This window comes from Halomonas sp. PGE1, from assembly GCF_013000985.1.
Classification (GTDB): domain Bacteria; phylum Pseudomonadota; class Gammaproteobacteria; order Pseudomonadales; family Halomonadaceae; genus Halomonas; species Halomonas alkalicola.
The window spans coordinates 2,983,969-3,000,334 of record NZ_CP053032.1; the positions used below are offsets into that span (position 1 = coordinate 2,983,969).

The window sequence follows — 16,366 nt, forward strand, 5'->3', positions numbered from 1 at the left end:
CTCAGGCGTCGCTGCCCTTCTCGGCAAAGAGCGCATCGAGCTTCTGCTCGAAGCTGTGGTAGTTCAGGAAGTCGTAGAGCTCGTCGCGAGTCTGCATCAGCTCCACCACGTCGCGCTGGTGGCCGTTGGCATGGATGCTCTGATAGACCTTGAGCGCCGCGGCGTTCATGGCGCGGAAGGCGGACAGCGGATAGAGCACCATGCGGCAGCCCACCTCGCCCAGTTCCTGCTGGGAGAACAGCGGCGTGGCGCCGAACTCGGTGATGTTGGCCAGGATCGGCGCGTCGACGCGCTCGCAGAAGGCCTTGTAGTCGTCCAGGGTGTGCACCGCCTCGGCGAAGATGGCGTCGGCGCCGGCCTCGATGCAGGCCTGGGCACGTTCGATGGCGGCATCCAGCCCATCCTTCTGGAAGGCGTCGGTGCGGGCGATCAGGTAGAAGTCCGGGTCGATGCGCGCATCGGCGGCGGCCTTGACGCGGTCGACCATCTCCTGCTGGGAGACGATGGCCTTGTTGGGGCGGTGGCCGCAGCGCTTCTGGGCGACCTGGTCCTCGATGTGCACGGCGGCAACGCCCGCGCGCTGCATCTCCTTGACGGTGCGGGCGATGTTGAAAGCGCCGCCCCAGCCGGTATCGATATCCACCAGCAGCGGCAGGTCGGTGGCGCCGCAGATGCGGTGGGCATCCTCGACCACGTCGTTCATGGTGGTCATGCCGAGATCCGGCAGGCCGAAGGAGGCATTGGCCACGCCGCCGCCGGAGAGATAGATGGCCTGGTGGCCGACGCGCTTGGCCATCATGGCGGTGTAGGCGTTGATGGTACCGACGATGGGCAGCGGGCGATTGGCCTCGAGGGCGGCACGGAAGCGGGCGCCGGGGGTCTGCTGGGTCATGGTCTCTCTCCTGTAGGGGGCTGGCCTGGAAGGTCCGGGCCGCGGGGGTTCGGTTCGAATCAGGATGTGGTCTCGGCCGCCTGACGCAGGGTGGCCGCATAGCGGTCGACCACATTGGCCCGTGAGGCGCTGACGTGACGCCGCATCAGCAGTTCGGCAAGCTCGGCATCGCCGGCCTCGATGGCATCGACGATGCGATGGTGCTCGACGAAGGCGCGCTGAGGCCGCGAGCCGCTGGCGCTGAACTGGGTGCGATAGAGCCGCACCAGGTAGTAGAGGTCGTCGCACAGCAGGGTCACCAGCATGCGATTGTGGCTGCCCTGGACGATCCGGTAGTGGAAGTCCAGATCGCCCTCGCGCTGGAAGTAGGCCTCGCCCTTCTTGAGGTCGGCCTGACGCTCATGCATCGCCAGCAGCTCGCGCAGCCCAGCGATCTCCTCGGCGGTCATGTGCTCGGCCGCCAGCCGGGCCGCCATGCTCTCCAGCGCCTCGCGCACGTCGAACAGCTCCAGCAGCTCCTTCATGGAGAGCTTCACCACCCGGGCACCCACATGAGGCACCCGCTCGATCAGGCGGTGCGCCTCGAGGCGACGCATCGCCTCGCGCAGCGGGCCGCGCGAGATGCCGTAGGCCCTGGAGAGGCCCGGCTCGGTGATCTTGCTGCCCGGCGCCAGCTCGCCGCGCACGATGGCGTCCTGGAGCTGCTGGAAGACGCGCTCCGCCAGGGTGCGCACTTCCGGGGGGGTGGTTTCGGTTTCGACTGAGGTCATGGCAATTGTCGACAATTATTCGGTGAAGAGAGAGTAGCCACTCCCCAGAATGGGGTCAATACGCAGAAACCCCGGAAAGCTTCACCTTTGGTTGTAGACAACCCCCCTGCCATCGAAGGGGCTGTCGACAATGTCAGCACAGCGCTGGCCCCCGCGGCGGGCAAGAACAGGGACAAGACCCGTCGAGACGCCTAGAATGGGCCGCCTGTTTTCGCAAGGCCCGGTCATGAACGCATCCCTTCAGATCACTCCCCTGCCCTATCAGGAGACGCCGCTCGAGCACTTCGCCCGCCTGCGCAGGCGCCCCGGCGCGGTGCTGCTCGACAGCGGGCGCCCCTCGGCCCCCGCAGGGCGCTTCGACATCCTCTCCAGCGATCCGCTGGCGACGCTTACCGTCGATGCCCGGGGCCGCGTCAGCGGCGTTCCCGAGCTTGCCGGGCTCTCGCCCTTCGCCGCCCAGCAGGCGCTGCTGGAGCGCCTTCCGGTGCCCGACGCGGCAAGCGAGCTGCCTTTCCTGGGGGGTCTGATCGGCTACTGGAGCTATGACCTGGGGCGGCTGCTGGAGCCGGTGGGCGAGTGCGCCCGGCCGGTGGTCGACCTGCCGGCGAGCCGGGTCGGCCTCTACGACTGGGCGCTGATCCAGGACCATGAGCGGCGCGAGAGCTGGCTGGTGGCCACTGCCGAGCGCCGCCGGCAGGTGGAGGGCTGGCTGGCGGCAGCCGCCGCAGAGGCCGGTGGGTTTCGGCTCACCGCCCCCTTCACCGGGGAGCTCTCCCGCGCCGACTACCTCGCGCGCTTCGCCGCCGTGCAGCGCTATATCCGCGCCGGTGACTGCTACCAGATCAACCTGGCCCAGCGCTTCAGCGCCCCCTACGCGGGCGACCTGTGGGCAGCCTATTGCCGCCTGCGCCAGGCCACCCCGACCCCCTATGCCGGCTATATGGCATGGCCCACCGCCCACGGCGAGCAGGCGCTCCTCTCGCTCTCGCCGGAGCGCTTCCTGGAGTGCCGCGACGGTAAGGTGGAGACCCGCCCCATCAAGGGCACCCGCCCCCGGGGGGCGACGCCCGCCGACGACCGGCGGCTGGCCAACGCGCTCGCCGCCAGCCTCAAGGACCGCGCCGAGAACGTGATGATCGTCGACCTTCTGCGCAACGACCTGGGCCGCGTCTGCCGCCCCGGCAGCGTGCGGGTGCCCCAGCTGTGCGGCCTGGAGAGCTACGCCAACGTGCACCATCTGGTCAGCGTGGTCACCGGTGAGCTGGCACCAGGGCGCACGCCCCTCGAGCTGCTGGCCGCCGCCTTCCCCGGCGGCTCCATCACCGGCGCCCCCAAGGTGCGCGCCATGCAGATCATCGAGGAGCTGGAGCCGAGCCGGCGCAGCGCCTACTGCGGCAGCCTCGGCTATGTGGACGTGCGCGGGGGCATGGACACCTCCATTGCCATTCGCACTGCCGTGGCCGACGACGGCCAACTCCACCTGTGGGGCGGCGGCGGCCTGGTGGCCGACTCCGAGGGCGAGGCAGAGTATCAGGAGACCCTCGACAAGATCGGCCACCTGATGGCCGCCCTCGCGGACGATGAATTGTGCGGACGATGAATTGGCAGAAAATGCATAAGAACCTTGCCTCTTGCTCCCCAAAGGAATAGATATCCAAGAAATCGGTATTGGGGGCGGCGGGCTCGGCCTTGTTAGGGTAACGGCCATCGAGCCCAAGGAGGCCAGCATGGCAAGCTTCGACCCCAACCGTTTCGTCCTGGAGCACGACCAGGCGACCCCCAAGGAGATCCTCCGCGCCGCCTACCAGGCCTTCGGCGAGCTGACGCTCTCCTTTTCCGGCGCCGAGGACGTGGTGCTGATCGACCTGGCCCTGAAGGTCGCGCCGAAGGAGGCCGTCCATGTCTTCGCCCTGGATACCGGCCGGCTGCATCCGGAGACCTACGCCTTCATCGAGCGGGTCCGCGAGCATTACGGCATCGCCATCGACGTGCGCTTCCCCGACCCCGAGGCGGTTCAGGCACTGGTGGGCGAGAAGGGACTCTTCAGCTTCTATCGCGATGGCCATCAGGAGTGCTGCGGCATCCGCAAGGTGGCGCCGCTGCGCGCCCGCCTCGCCGGCCTGCCGATGTGGGTCACCGGCCAGCGCCGCGACCAGAGCCCCGGCACCCGCTCGAGCCTGCAGATCGCCGAGCACGACCACGGCTTCGGCAGCGAAGCGAGCCCGCTTTACAAGATCAATCCGCTGACCCACTGGTCGAGCGAGGAAGTGTGGACCTACATCCGCATGTTCGACGTCCCCTACAACCCCCTGCATGAACGCGGCTTCGTCAGCATCGGCTGCGAGCCCTGCACCCGCCCCACCCTGCCCGGCCAGCACGAGCGCGAGGGGCGCTGGTGGTGGGAGGAGCAGGGCGGCAAGGAGTGCGGCCTGCACGCCACCAACCTCCCCCCCTCCGCCCCCCGCTGAGCGGAAGCGGAGCAGGGAGCAGAGAGACGAAGGGCGCCCCGCGGGGCGCCCTTCGTCGCTCAAGGCCCCACCGCCCCTTCCGGGGGGGTGGGGGCCCTGCGAGGCTAGCGCACCGGCAGCGTGAGCCCCTCGAAGAGCGGCGCCTCGTGCCGTGGCCCCGCCGCCAGGGCGGCATCGACCAGGTCACGCTCCAGGTGCGGGGCGAAGCCCTGCAGGAAGTCGTACATGTAGCCGCGCATGAAGGTGCCGCGGCGGATGCCGATCTTGGTGGTGGAGCTCTCGAAGAGGTGGCCGGCATCCAGCGCCACCAGGTCGGTGTCGTGCTCCGGGTCCACCGCCATATGGGCGACGATGCCCACCCCCATGCCGAGGCGCACGTAGGTCTTGATCACGTCGGCGTCGGCGGCCGTCAGCACCACGTTGGGCGTCAGCCCCCGGGCCCGGAAGGCGTCGTCCAGCTGGGAACGGCCGGTGAAGCCGAACACGTAGGTGACCAGCGGATAGCGGGCCAGGGCCTCCAGGGTGAGCTCGGGCTCGTCGGCCAGGGGGTGCCCGCGGGGGACCAGCAGACAGCGGTTCCAGCGGTAGCAGGGCAGCAGCACCAGGTCATTGAAGAGCTCCAGGGACTCGGTGGCGATGGCGAAATCCGCCTGGCCGTCGCTGACCATCTGGGCGATCTGCTTGGGGGTACCCTGCTGCATGTGCAGGGCCACATCGGGATACTTGCGGGTGAACTCGCTGATCACCGGCGGCAGCGCGTAACGCGCCTGGGTATGGGTGGTGGCAATGGCCAGGCTGCCGCGCCGCTCGTCGCTGAACTCCTGGGCCACCTCCTTGATGTTCTCGGTCAGGCGCAGGACCTCGCCGGCCAGTTCGACGATGGCCTGCCCGGCCGGGGTCACCCGGGTCAGGTGCTTGCCGCTGCGGGCGAAGATCTCCACCCCCAGCTCGTCCTCCAGCAGGCGGATCTGCTTGGAGATCCCCGGCTGGGAGGTGAACAGGCTCTGGGCGGTGGCCGAGACGTTGAGGTTGTGGCGGGTGACTTCCCAGATATAGCGCAGCTGCTGCAGCTTCATGATGACAAACTCCCTGGCCGCCGCCCCGGTCACAGGCGCTGGCAATGCCAAATCGCGATAAGCAAAAAATCTCTAATCACTTTGAAGTATATACAAGGAGGCGGTGTCCCGCCTAGCCGTATCATGGCGCCATTTGCCAGCGCAGCGGCCGACCGCTAACATCAGCCGGCCGGGCACGCCCCAGGCGTGCCGTGAATACGCTCGATGCAGCGCAACGAAACTGGAGAACCCCATGGCCAATAACGTCGATGTCACCAATGCCAACTTCGAGCAGGAAGTCCTCAAGGCCGACACCCTGGTGCTGCTGAAGTTCTGGGCCCCCTGGTGCGGTCCCTGCAAGGTGATGTCACCGGTGGTCGACGAGGTCGCCGAGGAGCGCCAAGGCAACCTCAAGGTCGTCAGCATCAACGTGGACGATGCCCCGGAAATCGCCGCCGAGCAGGGTGTGCGCGGTGTGCCCACCGTCATGCTGTTCAAGTCCGGTGCCAAGGTCGCCTCCCTGGTGGGCGCCCAGTCCAAGTCGCAGCTGACGCAGTTCATCGACCAGAACGCCTGATCGCGGCGCTCACTTCAGCGCAAGCATGACGCCCCGGCCCTGGCCGGGGCGTTGTCGTTCAGGCCTCCTCATCCTCGGCGTCGCGCTCCGCGATCGGACGCTCGGGACTTGCCTCGGGGGCCTCCTCCCCCGGCCCCAGCAGGTGGGCGATCCAGCGGGTCTGGGGATGGCTGTCCAGGGCAATCTTCAGGGTCATGGTCAGCACCACCGAGAGCAGCATGCCCACCGTGCCGAAGATCCAGCCCCACACCACCAGCGACAGGAAGGCCACCAGGGTCGACAGTCCCAGCGCGCGCCCCATCACCCTTGGCTCGACGATGTTGCCCAGCAGGAAGTTGATCCCCAGGTAGGCCGCGGAGAGCAGCAGGGCATCGACCAGCCCGCCCTCCGGCGAGACCAGCAGCAGCAGCACCGGGGGCACCGCGGCGATGGCCGAGCCGATGTTGGGAATGAAGTTGAGCGCGAAGGCCAGCACCGCCCACAGGAAGGGGAAATCGACCCCGACCAGCAGGCAGGCCACCCACACCAGGGCGCCTGTGACCAGGCTGATCAGAGTCTTGACGGCCAGGTAGCGCTTGAGGGTCTGGCTGAACTCGCTGAAGCGCTGAAGGCTCGGCGCCGGGTTGGCCAGGGCGCGGGAGACCTTGTCGCGGAAGTGCAGCATCTCGAACAGCATGAACAGCACCAGCAGGCCCACGATGGTGCTCTGCACCAGCAGGTTGCCGATCTCGCCGAGCAGGGCGGGGATCCAGCCGCCCAGCTCCTCGACGTCCAGCAGACCGGCCAGCCGGTCCGGGTCGATGGCTAGCCCCAGGCTCGCCAGGCCATCCAGCAGCCCGACATAGTAGGCCTGCAGCTTCTCCTCGATGCCCGGCAGCGCCTCCGTGAAGGTGCCGAAGCTGTTGACCAGCAGCAGTCCCACCAGCGAGAAGAGCACCCCGATCACCACCAGGGTCAGCCACACGGCCGCCCGCAGGCCAAGCCCCAGCCGGTTGAGCCACTGGATCGGCGCGGTGCAGACCACCGCGATAAAGATGGCCAGCAGCATCGGTACCAGCAGGCTCGCACCGGCCTTCATGCCGGCCACGATCACCACCAGCGCGGCCAGGCCGAGCATGAGGTTGAGCGGAATGATGCTCGGGGCATCCGGTTCATGAGCCGACATCGTGCGTTCCTGTCCTCCCTGGCCAGCCCCCATCATGCCTTCGCGCCGGGCCAGCAACAATGATGGCCGCCGCGGGAACCTTTATAGTCGGCCCACCTCGAAGCGGGGTGGCAGACGGTCACGCCATCATTGCAAGGAGGCCACCATGAGGCTGTTTCGTCCCGCCCGGCAGCTGCTGCTGGGCACCCTGCTCGTCGCCACCCCGCTGCTGGCCGGGCAGGCGCTGGCCGAGGCCACCCCGCCCCGCCAGCTCCACGTCCAGGCCGAGGCCACGCTGGCGGTGGTACCTGACCGCGCCACCCTCACGGCCCGCCTCTGGGAGCGCACACCGGCCGTGTCCCAGGAAGAGGACCGGGGAGGAGACCCCGACGCGCTGCGCGAGGCCCGCGAGCGGCTGGAAGGCCGTGCCGGCGAGCTGATTCGCACCCTAGAGGCCGCCGGGTTCGAGCGCGACGCCATCAGCGCCGGCTCGCTGGCCGTGCAGCCGGAACACCTCGCCGGTAGCCGTCACGAGGACGGCGAGCGTCAGACGCTGGTCCGGACCCGCCTCGAGCGCGCCTTCCGGATACAGCTCGACGACCTGGAGCGGCTGCCGGGGCTACTCGACGCCCTCACCGAAGCGGGCGTCAACGCCCTGGACGGCGTCAGCTACGACCTCGCCGACCGCGACGCCGCCACCGACGAGGCGCTGGTCAAGGCGCTGGAGAAGGCGCGCCACAAGGCCGAGCTGATGGCCGACACCCTGGGCATCACCCTGGGCCCGGTGGCCAGCGTCAGCGAGACCCGCTCGCCGGTCTTCCAGCCGCGCATGCTGGCCATGGCCGCCGATGCCCGGGAAGGCGCTCCCCAGGCGGAGTACCGCCCCGGCACCCTCGAGATCGAGGCCGGGGTCAGCGTCACCTGGGAGATCGAGTAGCAAGGAGCCCCGCCCTACCCACAAGAAACCCCCGGTGGCTGGCGCCAGCGGGGGTTTCCAAGACCCGGGAGGGAACACCTGGCGGCATCAGGCCGGGAGGTTGATCACCTCGACGCCGCCCATGTAGGCGCGCAGCGCCTCGGGTACCGTGATCGAGCCGTCGGCGTTCTGATAGTTCTCCAGCACCGCCACCAGGCAGCGCCCCACCGCCAGGCCGGAGCCGTTGAGGGTGTGCAGCAGCTGCGGCTTCTTCTGCTCGGGGTGGCGGAAGCGCGCCTGCATGCGCCGCGCCTGGAACTCCTCGCAGTTGGAGACCGAGGAGATCTCGCGGTAGGCGTTCTGGCTGGGGATCCACACCTCCAGGTCATAGGTCTTGGCGGCGCCGAAGCCCATGTCGCCGGTGCACAGGGTCACCACCCGGTAGGGCAGCTCGAGCGCCTGCAGGATCGCCTCGGCGTGGCCGCGCATCTCCTCCAGGGCCGCATAGCTGGTGGCCGGGTCCACCAGCTGCACCATCTCCACCTTGTCGAACTGGTGCTGGCGGATCATGCCGCGGGTATCACGACCGTGGGAGCCCGCCTCGCTGCGGAAGCAGGGCGTATGGGCGGTGAGCTTCAGAGGCAGCGCCCTGTGCTCCAGGATCTCGTCCCGGGCGAAGTTGGTCAGCGGCACCTCGGAGGTGGGGATCAGGTGGTAGCCGCGCTCGTCGTCGAGGCGGAACAGGTCCTCGCCGAACTTGGGCAGCTGGCCGGTGCCGCGCAGGGAGGCCTCGTTGACCATGTAGGGCACGTAGCACTCCTCGTAGCCGTGCTCGAGGGTCTGCTTGTCCAGCATGAACTGGGCCAGGGCCCGGTGCAGCCGCGCGATGGGGCCTCGCATCACCGCAAAGCGCGCGCCGGTCAGCTTGGCCGCCAGCTCGAAGTCCAGCTTGCCCTGCAGGGCGCCGAGGTCGACGTGATCGCGCACCTCGAAGTCGAACGCCCGGGGGGTACCCCAGCGATGCAGCTCGACGTTGTCGGCCTCATCCTTGCCCTCGGGCACGCTCTCGTGGGGCAGGTTGGGAATGCCGCTGACCGCGTCATCCCACTCGGCCTGCACCTCGGCCAGGCGCGCCTTGGCCGCATCCAGGCGATCCCCCAGGTCCGAGACCTCGTCGAGCAGCGGCTGGATATCCTCGCCGGACGCCTTGGCCTTGCCGATCGCCTTGGAGCGGGTGTTGCGCTCGTTCTGCAGGGACTCGGTCTCGGCCTGCAGCTCGCGACGCCGGGACTCCAGCGCCTCGAGACGGTCGGTATCGAGAGCGAAGCCTCGCTTGGCCAGTCGTTGAGCGACCAAATCGAGGTCGCTGCGCAGCAGTTTGGGATCGAGCATGGAATCCGGTCCGTTGCAGTCGGTGATGAAGAAGAAAGAAGACGGGAGTGAAACAGGCCGCCCATTGTAGGCAAAAGGCATCAGGGGCGCCACGCGCCCGCCGCCGACCCCGCCCGCGGGGTGCGCCCCACCGCCCTCTCGCGGTAAAGTAGAGGGATTCCCCGCTTCCCCATGAAAGAGTGCCATGATCGCACGACTGGACACCGCCGACGCCAGCACCATGCCGGGGCTGGCCGCCCCCTACCTGCGTTTCCTGGAGGCCCTGCGCGACGCCGGCTTCGAGGGCGAGATCGCCCCGGACTACGCCGACCGCACGGTACTGGCCACCGACAACTCGATCTACCAGCGCCTGCCCCAGGCGGCGCTCTACCCCCGCCACGGCGAGGACTTGGCGCGCATCGCCCACCTGGCCGGCCAGGTGGAGCACCGCCAGGTGGCGCTCACCCCCCGGGGCGGCGGCACCGGCACCAACGGCCAGTCCCTCACCGACGGCCTGGTGGTGGACGTCTCCCGCCATATGAACCGGATCCTCGATATCGACGTCGAGGCCCGTCGGGTGCGGGTCCAGGCCGGGGTGGTCAAGGACCAGCTCAACGCCGCGCTCAGGCCCCATGGCCTCTTCTTCGCGCCGGAGCTCTCCACCTCCAACCGCGCCACCATCGGCGGCATGATTTCCACCGACGCCAGCGGCCAGGGCAGCTGCGAGTACGGCAAGACCCGCAACCACGTGCTCGAGCTCGAGGTATTGCTGCTGGGCGGCGAGCGCCTGACCAGCCGCCCGGTGGAGGAGGCCGAGCTCGACACGCTCTGCAAGCGCCAGGACGCCACCGGCCGCGCCTTTCGCACCGCCCGGGAGATCATCGACACCCAGGGCGCGCTGATCGCCGAGAAGTTCCCGCCCCTCAATCGCTGCCTGACCGGCTATGACCTGGCGCATCTGCGTGACGACCAGGGTCGGCTCGACATGAACAGCCTGCTGTGCGGCGCCGAGGGCTCCCTGGGCTTTCTCAATGAGGCGGTACTCAACGTCCTGCCGATCCCGAAGCACTCCACCCTGGTCAACGTGCGCTACGCCGGCTTCATGGATGCCCTGCGCGACGCTCGGGCCCTAATGTCAAGCGGCAGCTCTTCTCAAGGTCGGCCACAGGCGTCCCCCACCTCCATCGAGACGGTGGACGACAAGGTGCTGATGCTGGCCATGGAGGACTTCGTCTGGGACAGCGTGGCGGCGTTTTTCCCCGCCGGCGACACCCCGGTGCGCGGCATCAACCTGGTGGAGTTCAACGACGACGATCCCGAGCGCCTGGCCGAGCGGGTCGCCGCCTTCTGCCGCCACCTGGAGAGCGACGCCAGCGTTCAGCGCCTGGGCTTTACCCTCGCCGAGGGCCGGCCGCAGATCCAGAAGGTCTACGCCATGCGCAAGCGCGCCGTGGGCCTGCTGGGCAACGCCCGGGTCGATGAAAAGGGCGAGAAGCGCCCCATCCCCTTTGTCGAGGACACCGCGGTGCCGCCGGAGCACCTGGCCGACTTCATTGCCGAGTTCCGCGCCGCCCTGGACGCTCGGGGCCTCGCCTACGGCATGTTCGGCCACGTGGACGCCGGGGTGCTGCACGTGCGCCCTGCCATCGACATGAAGGACCCCGCGCAGGAGCGGCTGATCCGCGAGGTCTCCGACGAGGTGGCCGAGCTGACGCAGAAGTACGGCGGCCTGCTGTGGGGCGAGCACGGCAAGGGAGTGCGCTCGGAGTATGCGCCGAGCTTCTTCGGCGAGCTCTACCCCAGCCTGCAGCGGGTCAAGGCGGCCTTCGACCCCTACAACCAGCTCAACCCCGGCAAGATCGCGACGCCTCTTTCCATCCCGCCCGAAGCCGCGGGTACTGCTTCTATCCCGCCCGAAGCCGCGGGGAAGGCGCCTGACACCACGCAGGCAGAGACAGTGACGCTGGTCGACCCGGGCCTGCTGACCATCGACGGCGTGACCACCCGGGGCCAGCTCGACCGCACCATCGACGAGCGGGCCTGGCAGGCCCACGCCGCTACCGTCTACTGCAACGGCAACGGCGCCTGCTACAACTACGACCCCAACGACGCCATGTGCCCCTCCTGGAAGGCGACCCGGGATCGGGTGCACTCCCCCAAGGGGCGCGCCAGCCTGGTCCGCGAGTGGCTGCGCCTGCAGGGCGACGCCGGCATCGATCTGGTCGAGGAGTCGCGCAAGAAGAAGGCGGAGGGCGCCTGGGGCTTCGTTAAGAGCTTCCCGAAACGCACCCTCAACACCCTGCGCCGCAAGCGCGAGGCGGACTTCTCCCACGAGGTCTACGACGCCATGGCCGGCTGTCTGGCCTGCAAGTCCTGCGCCGGCCAGTGCCCGATCAAGGTCAACGTGCCCGACTCCCGGGCGCAGTTCCTGGAGGTCTACCACGGCCGCTACCTGCGCCCGCTGCGCGACTACCTGGTCGGCACCACCGAGTCCGTGCTGCCCGCCCTCTCCCGGGTGGCGCCCGCCTACAATGCGCTGATCGGCAACCGCCTGGTGGACCGCCTGCTCTCGGGCCCCGTGGGGCTGGTGGACAGCCCGCGGCTCTCCCGGGCCAGCCTGAGCAAGACCCTGGCCGCCTGGGGCGTGGCAGAGGCCACTCCCACCTCGCTCGGCCGGCTCACCGAGGCCCAGAAGGCCAGGAGCGTGGTGATCGTGCAGGACGCCTTCACCAGCCACTTCGAAGCCAACCTGGTGCTGGATATCGTCGAGCTGCTCGGCCGGCTGGAGTTCCGGGTCTTCGTGGCGCCCTTCTCCCCCAACGGCAAGCCGCTTCACGTGCAGGGTTTCCTGGGCGCCTTTGCGCGCACCGCCGACAAGCAGGCCCGGCGGCTGCGCGCCCTGGCGGAGTTCGACGTGCCGCTGGTCGGCATCGACCCGGCCATGACCCTCACCTACCGCCAGGAGTACGTGAAGGCGCTGGGGCCGGAGGCCGTGCCCGAGGTGCTGATGCTGCAGGAGTGGCTGGTGACCCGCGCGGCCAGCCTGGTGCCCGCCGGCCTGACCCTGGACGGCGCCGGCATCAAAGATCCGGGCTACCGGCTGCTCTCCCACTGCACCGAGAAGACCAACGCCCCCGGCAGTCCGAAGGCCTGGCAGCAGCTCTTCGCCGCCTTCGGCCTCGAGCTCGAGCTGGTGGCCACCGGCTGCTGCGGCATGTCCGGCACCTACGGCCACGAGGCGCGCAACCGCGAGACCTCGAGGACCATCTACGCCCAGTCCTGGCAGCCGGTGGTGGAGGACGAGGCCAACGCGGGGACCCTGCTGGCCACCGGCTACTCCTGCCGCAGCCAGGTCAAGCGCTTCTCCGACACCGCCCTGCCTCACCCGCTGCAGGGGCTGCTGGCGCTGCTGCGCCGCGCGGGCTGAGCCAACGCCGCCGCACCCGCAGGCGCCCACCGGGGAAAGATCTTCGGTGGGCGCACCGTCCAACCTGGCAAGGGTCCAAGCGACAGGAGGCGACGCCATGAACCGCACCCTGATCATCATCGGCCTGATCATCATCGCCGTGGGCCTGCTCTGGCCCTGGCTCTCCCGCCCCCCCTTCGGCCAGCTGCCGGGGGATATCGCCGTGCGTCGGGAGGGGTTCTCGTTCTTCTTCCCGATCACCACCATGATTCTGGTGAGCGTGGTCCTCTCGGCGCTGATGTGGCTGTTTAACCGCTGACCGCGCCGGAACCTCCATGCACGGTTTTCGCTTGCTGACGAGCTGACCCAGGCGCTGGGGCCGGCTGAAGGTGAACTTCTAGCCGAGCGGCAGCGGCGCTGCCGACGTGCAACGGGAGCGCTTTTCGTGCTTCTTTCCCGCCACCGGCATGATTATCATCGAGACCCGCTCTCGACGTGGCGCCTCTGCTCCGCCGACAGCCCCCACGCCCCCGCTGGAGACCGCCATGTTCGAACGCCGCCTCGGAGTCGCTCTGCTCGCGTTAACCCTGCTGGCGGTGATTCAGGGGGGCGTTGCCATCTGGGCCATCGACGGCGCCCGCCAGAAGGTGGCGCTCGGGCGCGTCTCGAGCGATCTGCACGCCGGCTTTCTGGCGCTCTCCGACAGCAAGCACCGGCTGCAGACCTGGCTCTCGCGGGCCCAGTACGAAGCCGACGCCGACCCGGAGCAGCGCGATGCTCTGCTCCAGGAGATGCGCTCCCATCTGGCACGCCTGCAGCAGCTCACCCGGACTCTGGCCACGGGCGCACCGACCGAGCTGGAGCAGCCCGCCAGCCTGATCACGGAGCGTCAGCAGGCGCTCGACCTGTTCGACGACTTTCTGCAGCGGCTGGAGAGCCAGGCCCCCGGCGGCCCGCGCGATGCCACGCTGGATGACCTCAACCAGTTCGAAGGCCGCGACCTGCGCCTGACCATGGCCGACACCCTGGCCCGCGAGCGCACCCTGCTGGCCAAGCAGCGCAGCGAGGCCGACCGCTCGCTGCACCAGCTGATGCTGATGGCCGCACTGACCACTCTGGCACTCAGCCTGATCATCCTCTGGGTCTTCTGGCACTTTGCCCGCGCCCTGCGCCGCCCGATCGGCGAGCTGCTGCGCGGCGCCCAGGCCCTGCAGCGCGGCGAGCTGAGCCACCGCCTCGACGACAGCCTGCAGGACGAATTCGGGCGCATCGCCGCACATATCAATCAGATGGCCAGCGAACTGGATCAGCATCGCCGCACCGAGCGCGACCGCCAGCGCCACCTGGAAGACCTGGTCGACACCCGCACCCGCGAGCTGGAGCAGGCGCTGGCCAGGCTCAACCAGCTCTCGAAGCAGCGCCAGCAGCTGCTGGAGGACATCAGCCACGAGCTGCGTACGCCCGCCACCTCCATCCGCGGCGAGGCGGAAATCACCCTGCGCGGCCAGCCCCGCAGCGAAGCGGAGTATCGCCAGGCGCTGCAGCGCATCGCCGACGATGCCGCTCACCTCAGCGGCGTCATCAGCGACCTCTTGACCATGGCACGCAGCGATATCGCCGAGTGGCAGGTGCAGCACCGCCCGCTTGACCCTCTGTCCCCCCTGCGCGATGCCATCAGCCAGGCCTCCACCCTCGGGCGTCTGCGCGGTATCCGCATCCGGGTGGCCCACCTGGAAAGCGCCCTCCTGCTGGGCGACGCTCAGCGCCTGAAGCAGGTGTTCGGCATCCTGCTCGACAACGCCGTGCAGTACTCGCACCCCGCCGGCCAGGTCGACGTCGAGGCCAGCCTGGTCGAGCACCAGGGCACCGCCGTCTGGGAGCTGCGCATTCGCGACCGGGGCATCGGGCTGCCCGACCGGGAGGCCGCCCGCATCTTCGAGCGCGGCTACCGCAGCCCGGAGGCGCGCCGCCACCGCCCGGACGGCCAGGGGGTGGGGCTCGCCATCGCCATGCTGCTGATGCGGCTGCATGGCGGCCAGCTGCAGCTCGACAACCTGCCCGAGGGGGGCTGCCAGGCGCTGCTGCGCCTGCCCGTTCACGCTGCCACTGACCACACTGCCACTGACCACATTGCCAATGACCACACGGAGCCGAGCGATGCACATCGTGATCGTTGAAGACGACCCCCGCATTCGGGACTTCCTGCAGCGCGGCCTGACGGCGGAGGGCCATCGGGTGGAGAGCTTCAGCGAAGGGCAGCCGGCGCTGGTGCATCTGGTACAAACGGCACGCCAGCCGGCGTCCTCGCCGCTGCCGGTGGTGATACTGGACCGCCTGCTGCCGGATATCGGCGGGCTCGAGGTGTGCCGCAGCCTGCGCACCGCCGGGGTCGACTGCCCGGTGCTGATGCTCACCGCGCTGGACAGCGTCGAGGACCGCGTCTCGGGGCTGGACGCCGGCGCCGACGACTACTTGATCAAGCCCTTCGCCTTCGAAGAGCTGCTGGCCAGGCTCGGCGCCCTCGCTCGGCGCCACGCCCGCCCCGGCATGGCGGAGCCGCAGCGGCGGCTGCGGGTCGGCGAGCTGGAGCTGGACCGCGACCAGCGCCGCGTGACCCGTGCCGGCCGCGCCATCGAGCTGACGCCCAAGGAGCTGGCCATTCTCGAACTGCTGATGGCCTCGCCCGGCAAGCTGTTCAGCCGCGAGCGCATCCTTGCCAGCGTCTGGGGCAGCAGCGAGGATCCTCTCACCAACGTCGTCAACGTCTACATCCGGCGCCTGCGCCGCAAGCTGGACGACGGCCACCCGGGGGGCTCGCTGATCACCACCCAGCGGGGCTTCGGCTATCGGCTGGAGGCCCCTCCCGAGGCTCACCGGTGACGTTCACCTTCCGTTCATCTTACCGGCCATGAATCTTCACCCCGGCACCCCCTTATCTGAACGGTGATTCGCGTTAGTCTGGACCTGCATCAGAACAAGACGCTCTGACACTTCCCGGCTTTTCAAGGAGAGATATGATGAAGCTCAAGACACTGATTACCGCCACCGCTCTGGGTATGGGCCTCGGCGCCGCCGGCCTGGCCAGCGCCACCGAAGTGACCCACATGGGCGGCGACATCACCGAGGAGCAGGTGCTGGAGGCCCAGCAGGCCTGGGGCGAGGCGCTGGTCGCCATCTCCCAGACCTACGAGGAAGAAGGCATCGACGCCGCCCGCGCCTTGGCCGAGGAGATCATCGCCGGCGCCTACGGCCACGACATGGGCGCGGTGCTCTTCAAGCCGACCCTGGCCGAAGCGCCCCAGACCTTCCGCACCACCCCCGAGGGCGCCCTGGCCTACTTCGTCGGCCACAGCGACGAGTACAGCGCGGACAGCGGCTTCGCCCTGAAGGGCTGGCAGGAGGTCACCATCGACAACGCCGCCATCTTCATCAGCGGCGACATGGCGCTGACCATGGGCAACGTCTCGATCCTGGATGCCGACGGCAACACCACCGTGGTGGACAAGAGCTGGGGCTACCATCTGGACGACGACGGCGACCTGCGCATCGTGCTGCACCACTCATCGCTTCCCTTCACCGGGGACGAGTAAACGGCAAGGCGCCCCGGCGAGCGCGAAACGCGCCCGTCGGGGCGGCCAGAATGTTGACATATGAAAGAAGGCCGGCGGTATTCCCGCCGGCCTTGATCTGTCTGGTGCTTGAGCCGTGCCAGGTGACATGCCTTTTCTACCGATAGCTTTACACCCGAGGAGCTTAAATAGGAAGGA

At 68.8% G+C, this 16,366-nt stretch carries 14 protein-coding genes; 9 read left to right on the forward strand and 5 right to left on the reverse strand.

Features of this window, described 5'->3' with window-relative positions; genetic code table 11:
- Position 1: 1 nt before the first annotated feature.
- Positions 2–892: a methylisocitrate lyase gene (gene prpB, locus HIR79_RS14120; protein ID WP_119021585.1), complete on the reverse strand. Its 891-nt coding sequence runs from the start codon at positions 890–892 to the stop codon at positions 2–4.
- Between the two features lie 59 nt (positions 893–951).
- Positions 952–1,662, reverse strand: coding sequence for a GntR family transcriptional regulator (locus HIR79_RS14125; protein WP_169958827.1), 711 nt, complete (start codon positions 1,660–1,662; stop codon positions 952–954).
- A 226-nt stretch (positions 1,663–1,888) separates the two neighbouring features.
- Between HIR79_RS14125 and pabB the strand changes: the two genes are divergently transcribed.
- Both pabB and HIR79_RS14135 read left to right on the forward strand, forming a co-directional pair.
- The gene (pabB, locus tag HIR79_RS14130) at positions 1,889–3,262 is read left to right on the forward strand and encodes an aminodeoxychorismate synthase component I (protein WP_169958828.1); all 1,374 of its coding nucleotides are present in this window, start codon (positions 1,889–1,891) and stop codon (positions 3,260–3,262) included.
- A 127-nt stretch (positions 3,263–3,389) separates the two neighbouring features.
- Positions 3,390–4,130 (forward strand): phosphoadenylyl-sulfate reductase, encoded by a 741-nt coding sequence (locus HIR79_RS14135; protein WP_169958829.1) that lies wholly within the window; start codon positions 3,390–3,392, stop codon positions 4,128–4,130.
- A gap of 104 nt (positions 4,131–4,234) precedes the next feature.
- On the opposite strand, the gene cysB is transcribed toward HIR79_RS14135, so the two are convergent.
- Positions 4,235–5,206, reverse strand: coding sequence for an HTH-type transcriptional regulator CysB (gene cysB / locus HIR79_RS14140; RefSeq protein WP_119021588.1), 972 nt, complete (start codon positions 5,204–5,206; stop codon positions 4,235–4,237).
- Between the two features lie 232 nt (positions 5,207–5,438).
- Between cysB and trxA the strand changes: the two genes are divergently transcribed.
- Positions 5,439–5,762 carry a thioredoxin gene (gene trxA / locus HIR79_RS14145; RefSeq protein ID WP_110069398.1) on the forward strand — a complete coding sequence of 108 codons (324 nt, stop codon included), beginning with the start codon at positions 5,439–5,441 and terminating at the stop codon, positions 5,760–5,762.
- A gap of 58 nt (positions 5,763–5,820) precedes the next feature.
- Here the strand turns inward: trxA and HIR79_RS14150 are convergent, their stop codons facing one another.
- Positions 5,821–6,927, reverse strand: a complete 1,107-nt coding sequence (locus tag HIR79_RS14150; RefSeq protein WP_169958830.1) for an AI-2E family transporter — start codon at positions 6,925–6,927, stop codon at positions 5,821–5,823.
- A 145-nt stretch (positions 6,928–7,072) separates the two neighbouring features.
- Between HIR79_RS14150 and HIR79_RS14155 the strand changes: the two genes are divergently transcribed.
- The gene (locus HIR79_RS14155) at positions 7,073–7,843 is read left to right on the forward strand and encodes an SIMPL domain-containing protein (protein ID WP_110069396.1); all 771 of its coding nucleotides are present in this window, start codon (positions 7,073–7,075) and stop codon (positions 7,841–7,843) included.
- Between the two features lie 87 nt (positions 7,844–7,930).
- Here the strand turns inward: HIR79_RS14155 and serS are convergent, their stop codons facing one another.
- Positions 7,931–9,214 (reverse strand): serine--tRNA ligase, encoded by a 1,284-nt coding sequence (gene serS, locus HIR79_RS14160; protein WP_169958831.1) that lies wholly within the window; start codon positions 9,212–9,214, stop codon positions 7,931–7,933.
- Positions 9,215–9,398: 184 nt separating this feature from the next.
- Here serS and HIR79_RS14165 point away from each other — a divergent pair, with 184 nt between their 5' ends.
- The 5 genes from HIR79_RS14165 (at position 9,399) to HIR79_RS14185 (ending at position 16,189) form a co-directional block, all read left to right on the forward strand.
- Positions 9,399–12,620 carry an FAD-binding and (Fe-S)-binding domain-containing protein gene (locus HIR79_RS14165; RefSeq protein WP_169958832.1) on the forward strand — a complete coding sequence of 1,074 codons (3,222 nt, stop codon included), beginning with the start codon at positions 9,399–9,401 and terminating at the stop codon, positions 12,618–12,620.
- Between the two features lie 97 nt (positions 12,621–12,717).
- Complete coding sequence (locus HIR79_RS14170; RefSeq protein WP_169958833.1) at positions 12,718–12,918, forward strand: DUF2905 domain-containing protein; 201 nt, start codon at positions 12,718–12,720, stop codon at positions 12,916–12,918.
- A gap of 226 nt (positions 12,919–13,144) precedes the next feature.
- Positions 13,145–14,776, forward strand: coding sequence for a sensor histidine kinase (locus tag HIR79_RS14175; protein ID WP_169958834.1), 1,632 nt, complete (start codon positions 13,145–13,147; stop codon positions 14,774–14,776).
- Positions 14,757–15,479, forward strand: coding sequence for a response regulator transcription factor (locus tag HIR79_RS14180; RefSeq protein ID WP_169958835.1), 723 nt, complete (start codon positions 14,757–14,759; stop codon positions 15,477–15,479). The genes HIR79_RS14175 and HIR79_RS14180 overlap by 20 nt, the downstream gene beginning before the upstream one ends.
- A 137-nt stretch (positions 15,480–15,616) precedes the next feature.
- The gene (locus HIR79_RS14185) at positions 15,617–16,189 is read left to right on the forward strand and encodes a metal-independent carbonic anhydrase family protein (protein ID WP_211620816.1); all 573 of its coding nucleotides are present in this window, start codon (positions 15,617–15,619) and stop codon (positions 16,187–16,189) included.
- The last annotated feature ends 177 nt before the right edge of the window (positions 16,190–16,366 follow it).

Coding starts and splice junctions, on each gene's coding strand:
- prpB (WP_119021585.1), bottom strand. CDS start 892: ATGACCCAGCAGACCCCCGGCGCCCGCTTCCGTGCCGCCCTCGAGGCC.
- HIR79_RS14125 (WP_169958827.1), bottom strand. CDS start 1,662: ATGACCTCAGTCGAAACCGAAACCACCCCCCCGGAAGTGCGCACCCTG.
- pabB (WP_169958828.1), top strand. CDS start 1,889: ATGAACGCATCCCTTCAGATCACTCCCCTGCCCTATCAGGAGACGCCG.
- HIR79_RS14135 (WP_169958829.1), top strand. CDS start 3,390: ATGGCAAGCTTCGACCCCAACCGTTTCGTCCTGGAGCACGACCAGGCG.
- cysB (WP_119021588.1), bottom strand. CDS start 5,206: ATGAAGCTGCAGCAGCTGCGCTATATCTGGGAAGTCACCCGCCACAAC.
- trxA (WP_110069398.1), top strand. CDS start 5,439: ATGGCCAATAACGTCGATGTCACCAATGCCAACTTCGAGCAGGAAGTC.
- HIR79_RS14150 (WP_169958830.1), bottom strand. CDS start 6,927: ATGTCGGCTCATGAACCGGATGCCCCGAGCATCATTCCGCTCAACCTC.
- HIR79_RS14155 (WP_110069396.1), top strand. CDS start 7,073: ATGAGGCTGTTTCGTCCCGCCCGGCAGCTGCTGCTGGGCACCCTGCTC.
- serS (WP_169958831.1), bottom strand. CDS start 9,214: ATGCTCGATCCCAAACTGCTGCGCAGCGACCTCGATTTGGTCGCTCAA.
- HIR79_RS14165 (WP_169958832.1), top strand. CDS start 9,399: ATGATCGCACGACTGGACACCGCCGACGCCAGCACCATGCCGGGGCTG.
- HIR79_RS14170 (WP_169958833.1), top strand. CDS start 12,718: ATGAACCGCACCCTGATCATCATCGGCCTGATCATCATCGCCGTGGGC.
- HIR79_RS14175 (WP_169958834.1), top strand. CDS start 13,145: ATGTTCGAACGCCGCCTCGGAGTCGCTCTGCTCGCGTTAACCCTGCTG.
- HIR79_RS14180 (WP_169958835.1), top strand. CDS start 14,757: ATGCACATCGTGATCGTTGAAGACGACCCCCGCATTCGGGACTTCCTG.
- HIR79_RS14185 (WP_211620816.1), top strand. CDS start 15,617: ATGAAGCTCAAGACACTGATTACCGCCACCGCTCTGGGTATGGGCCTC.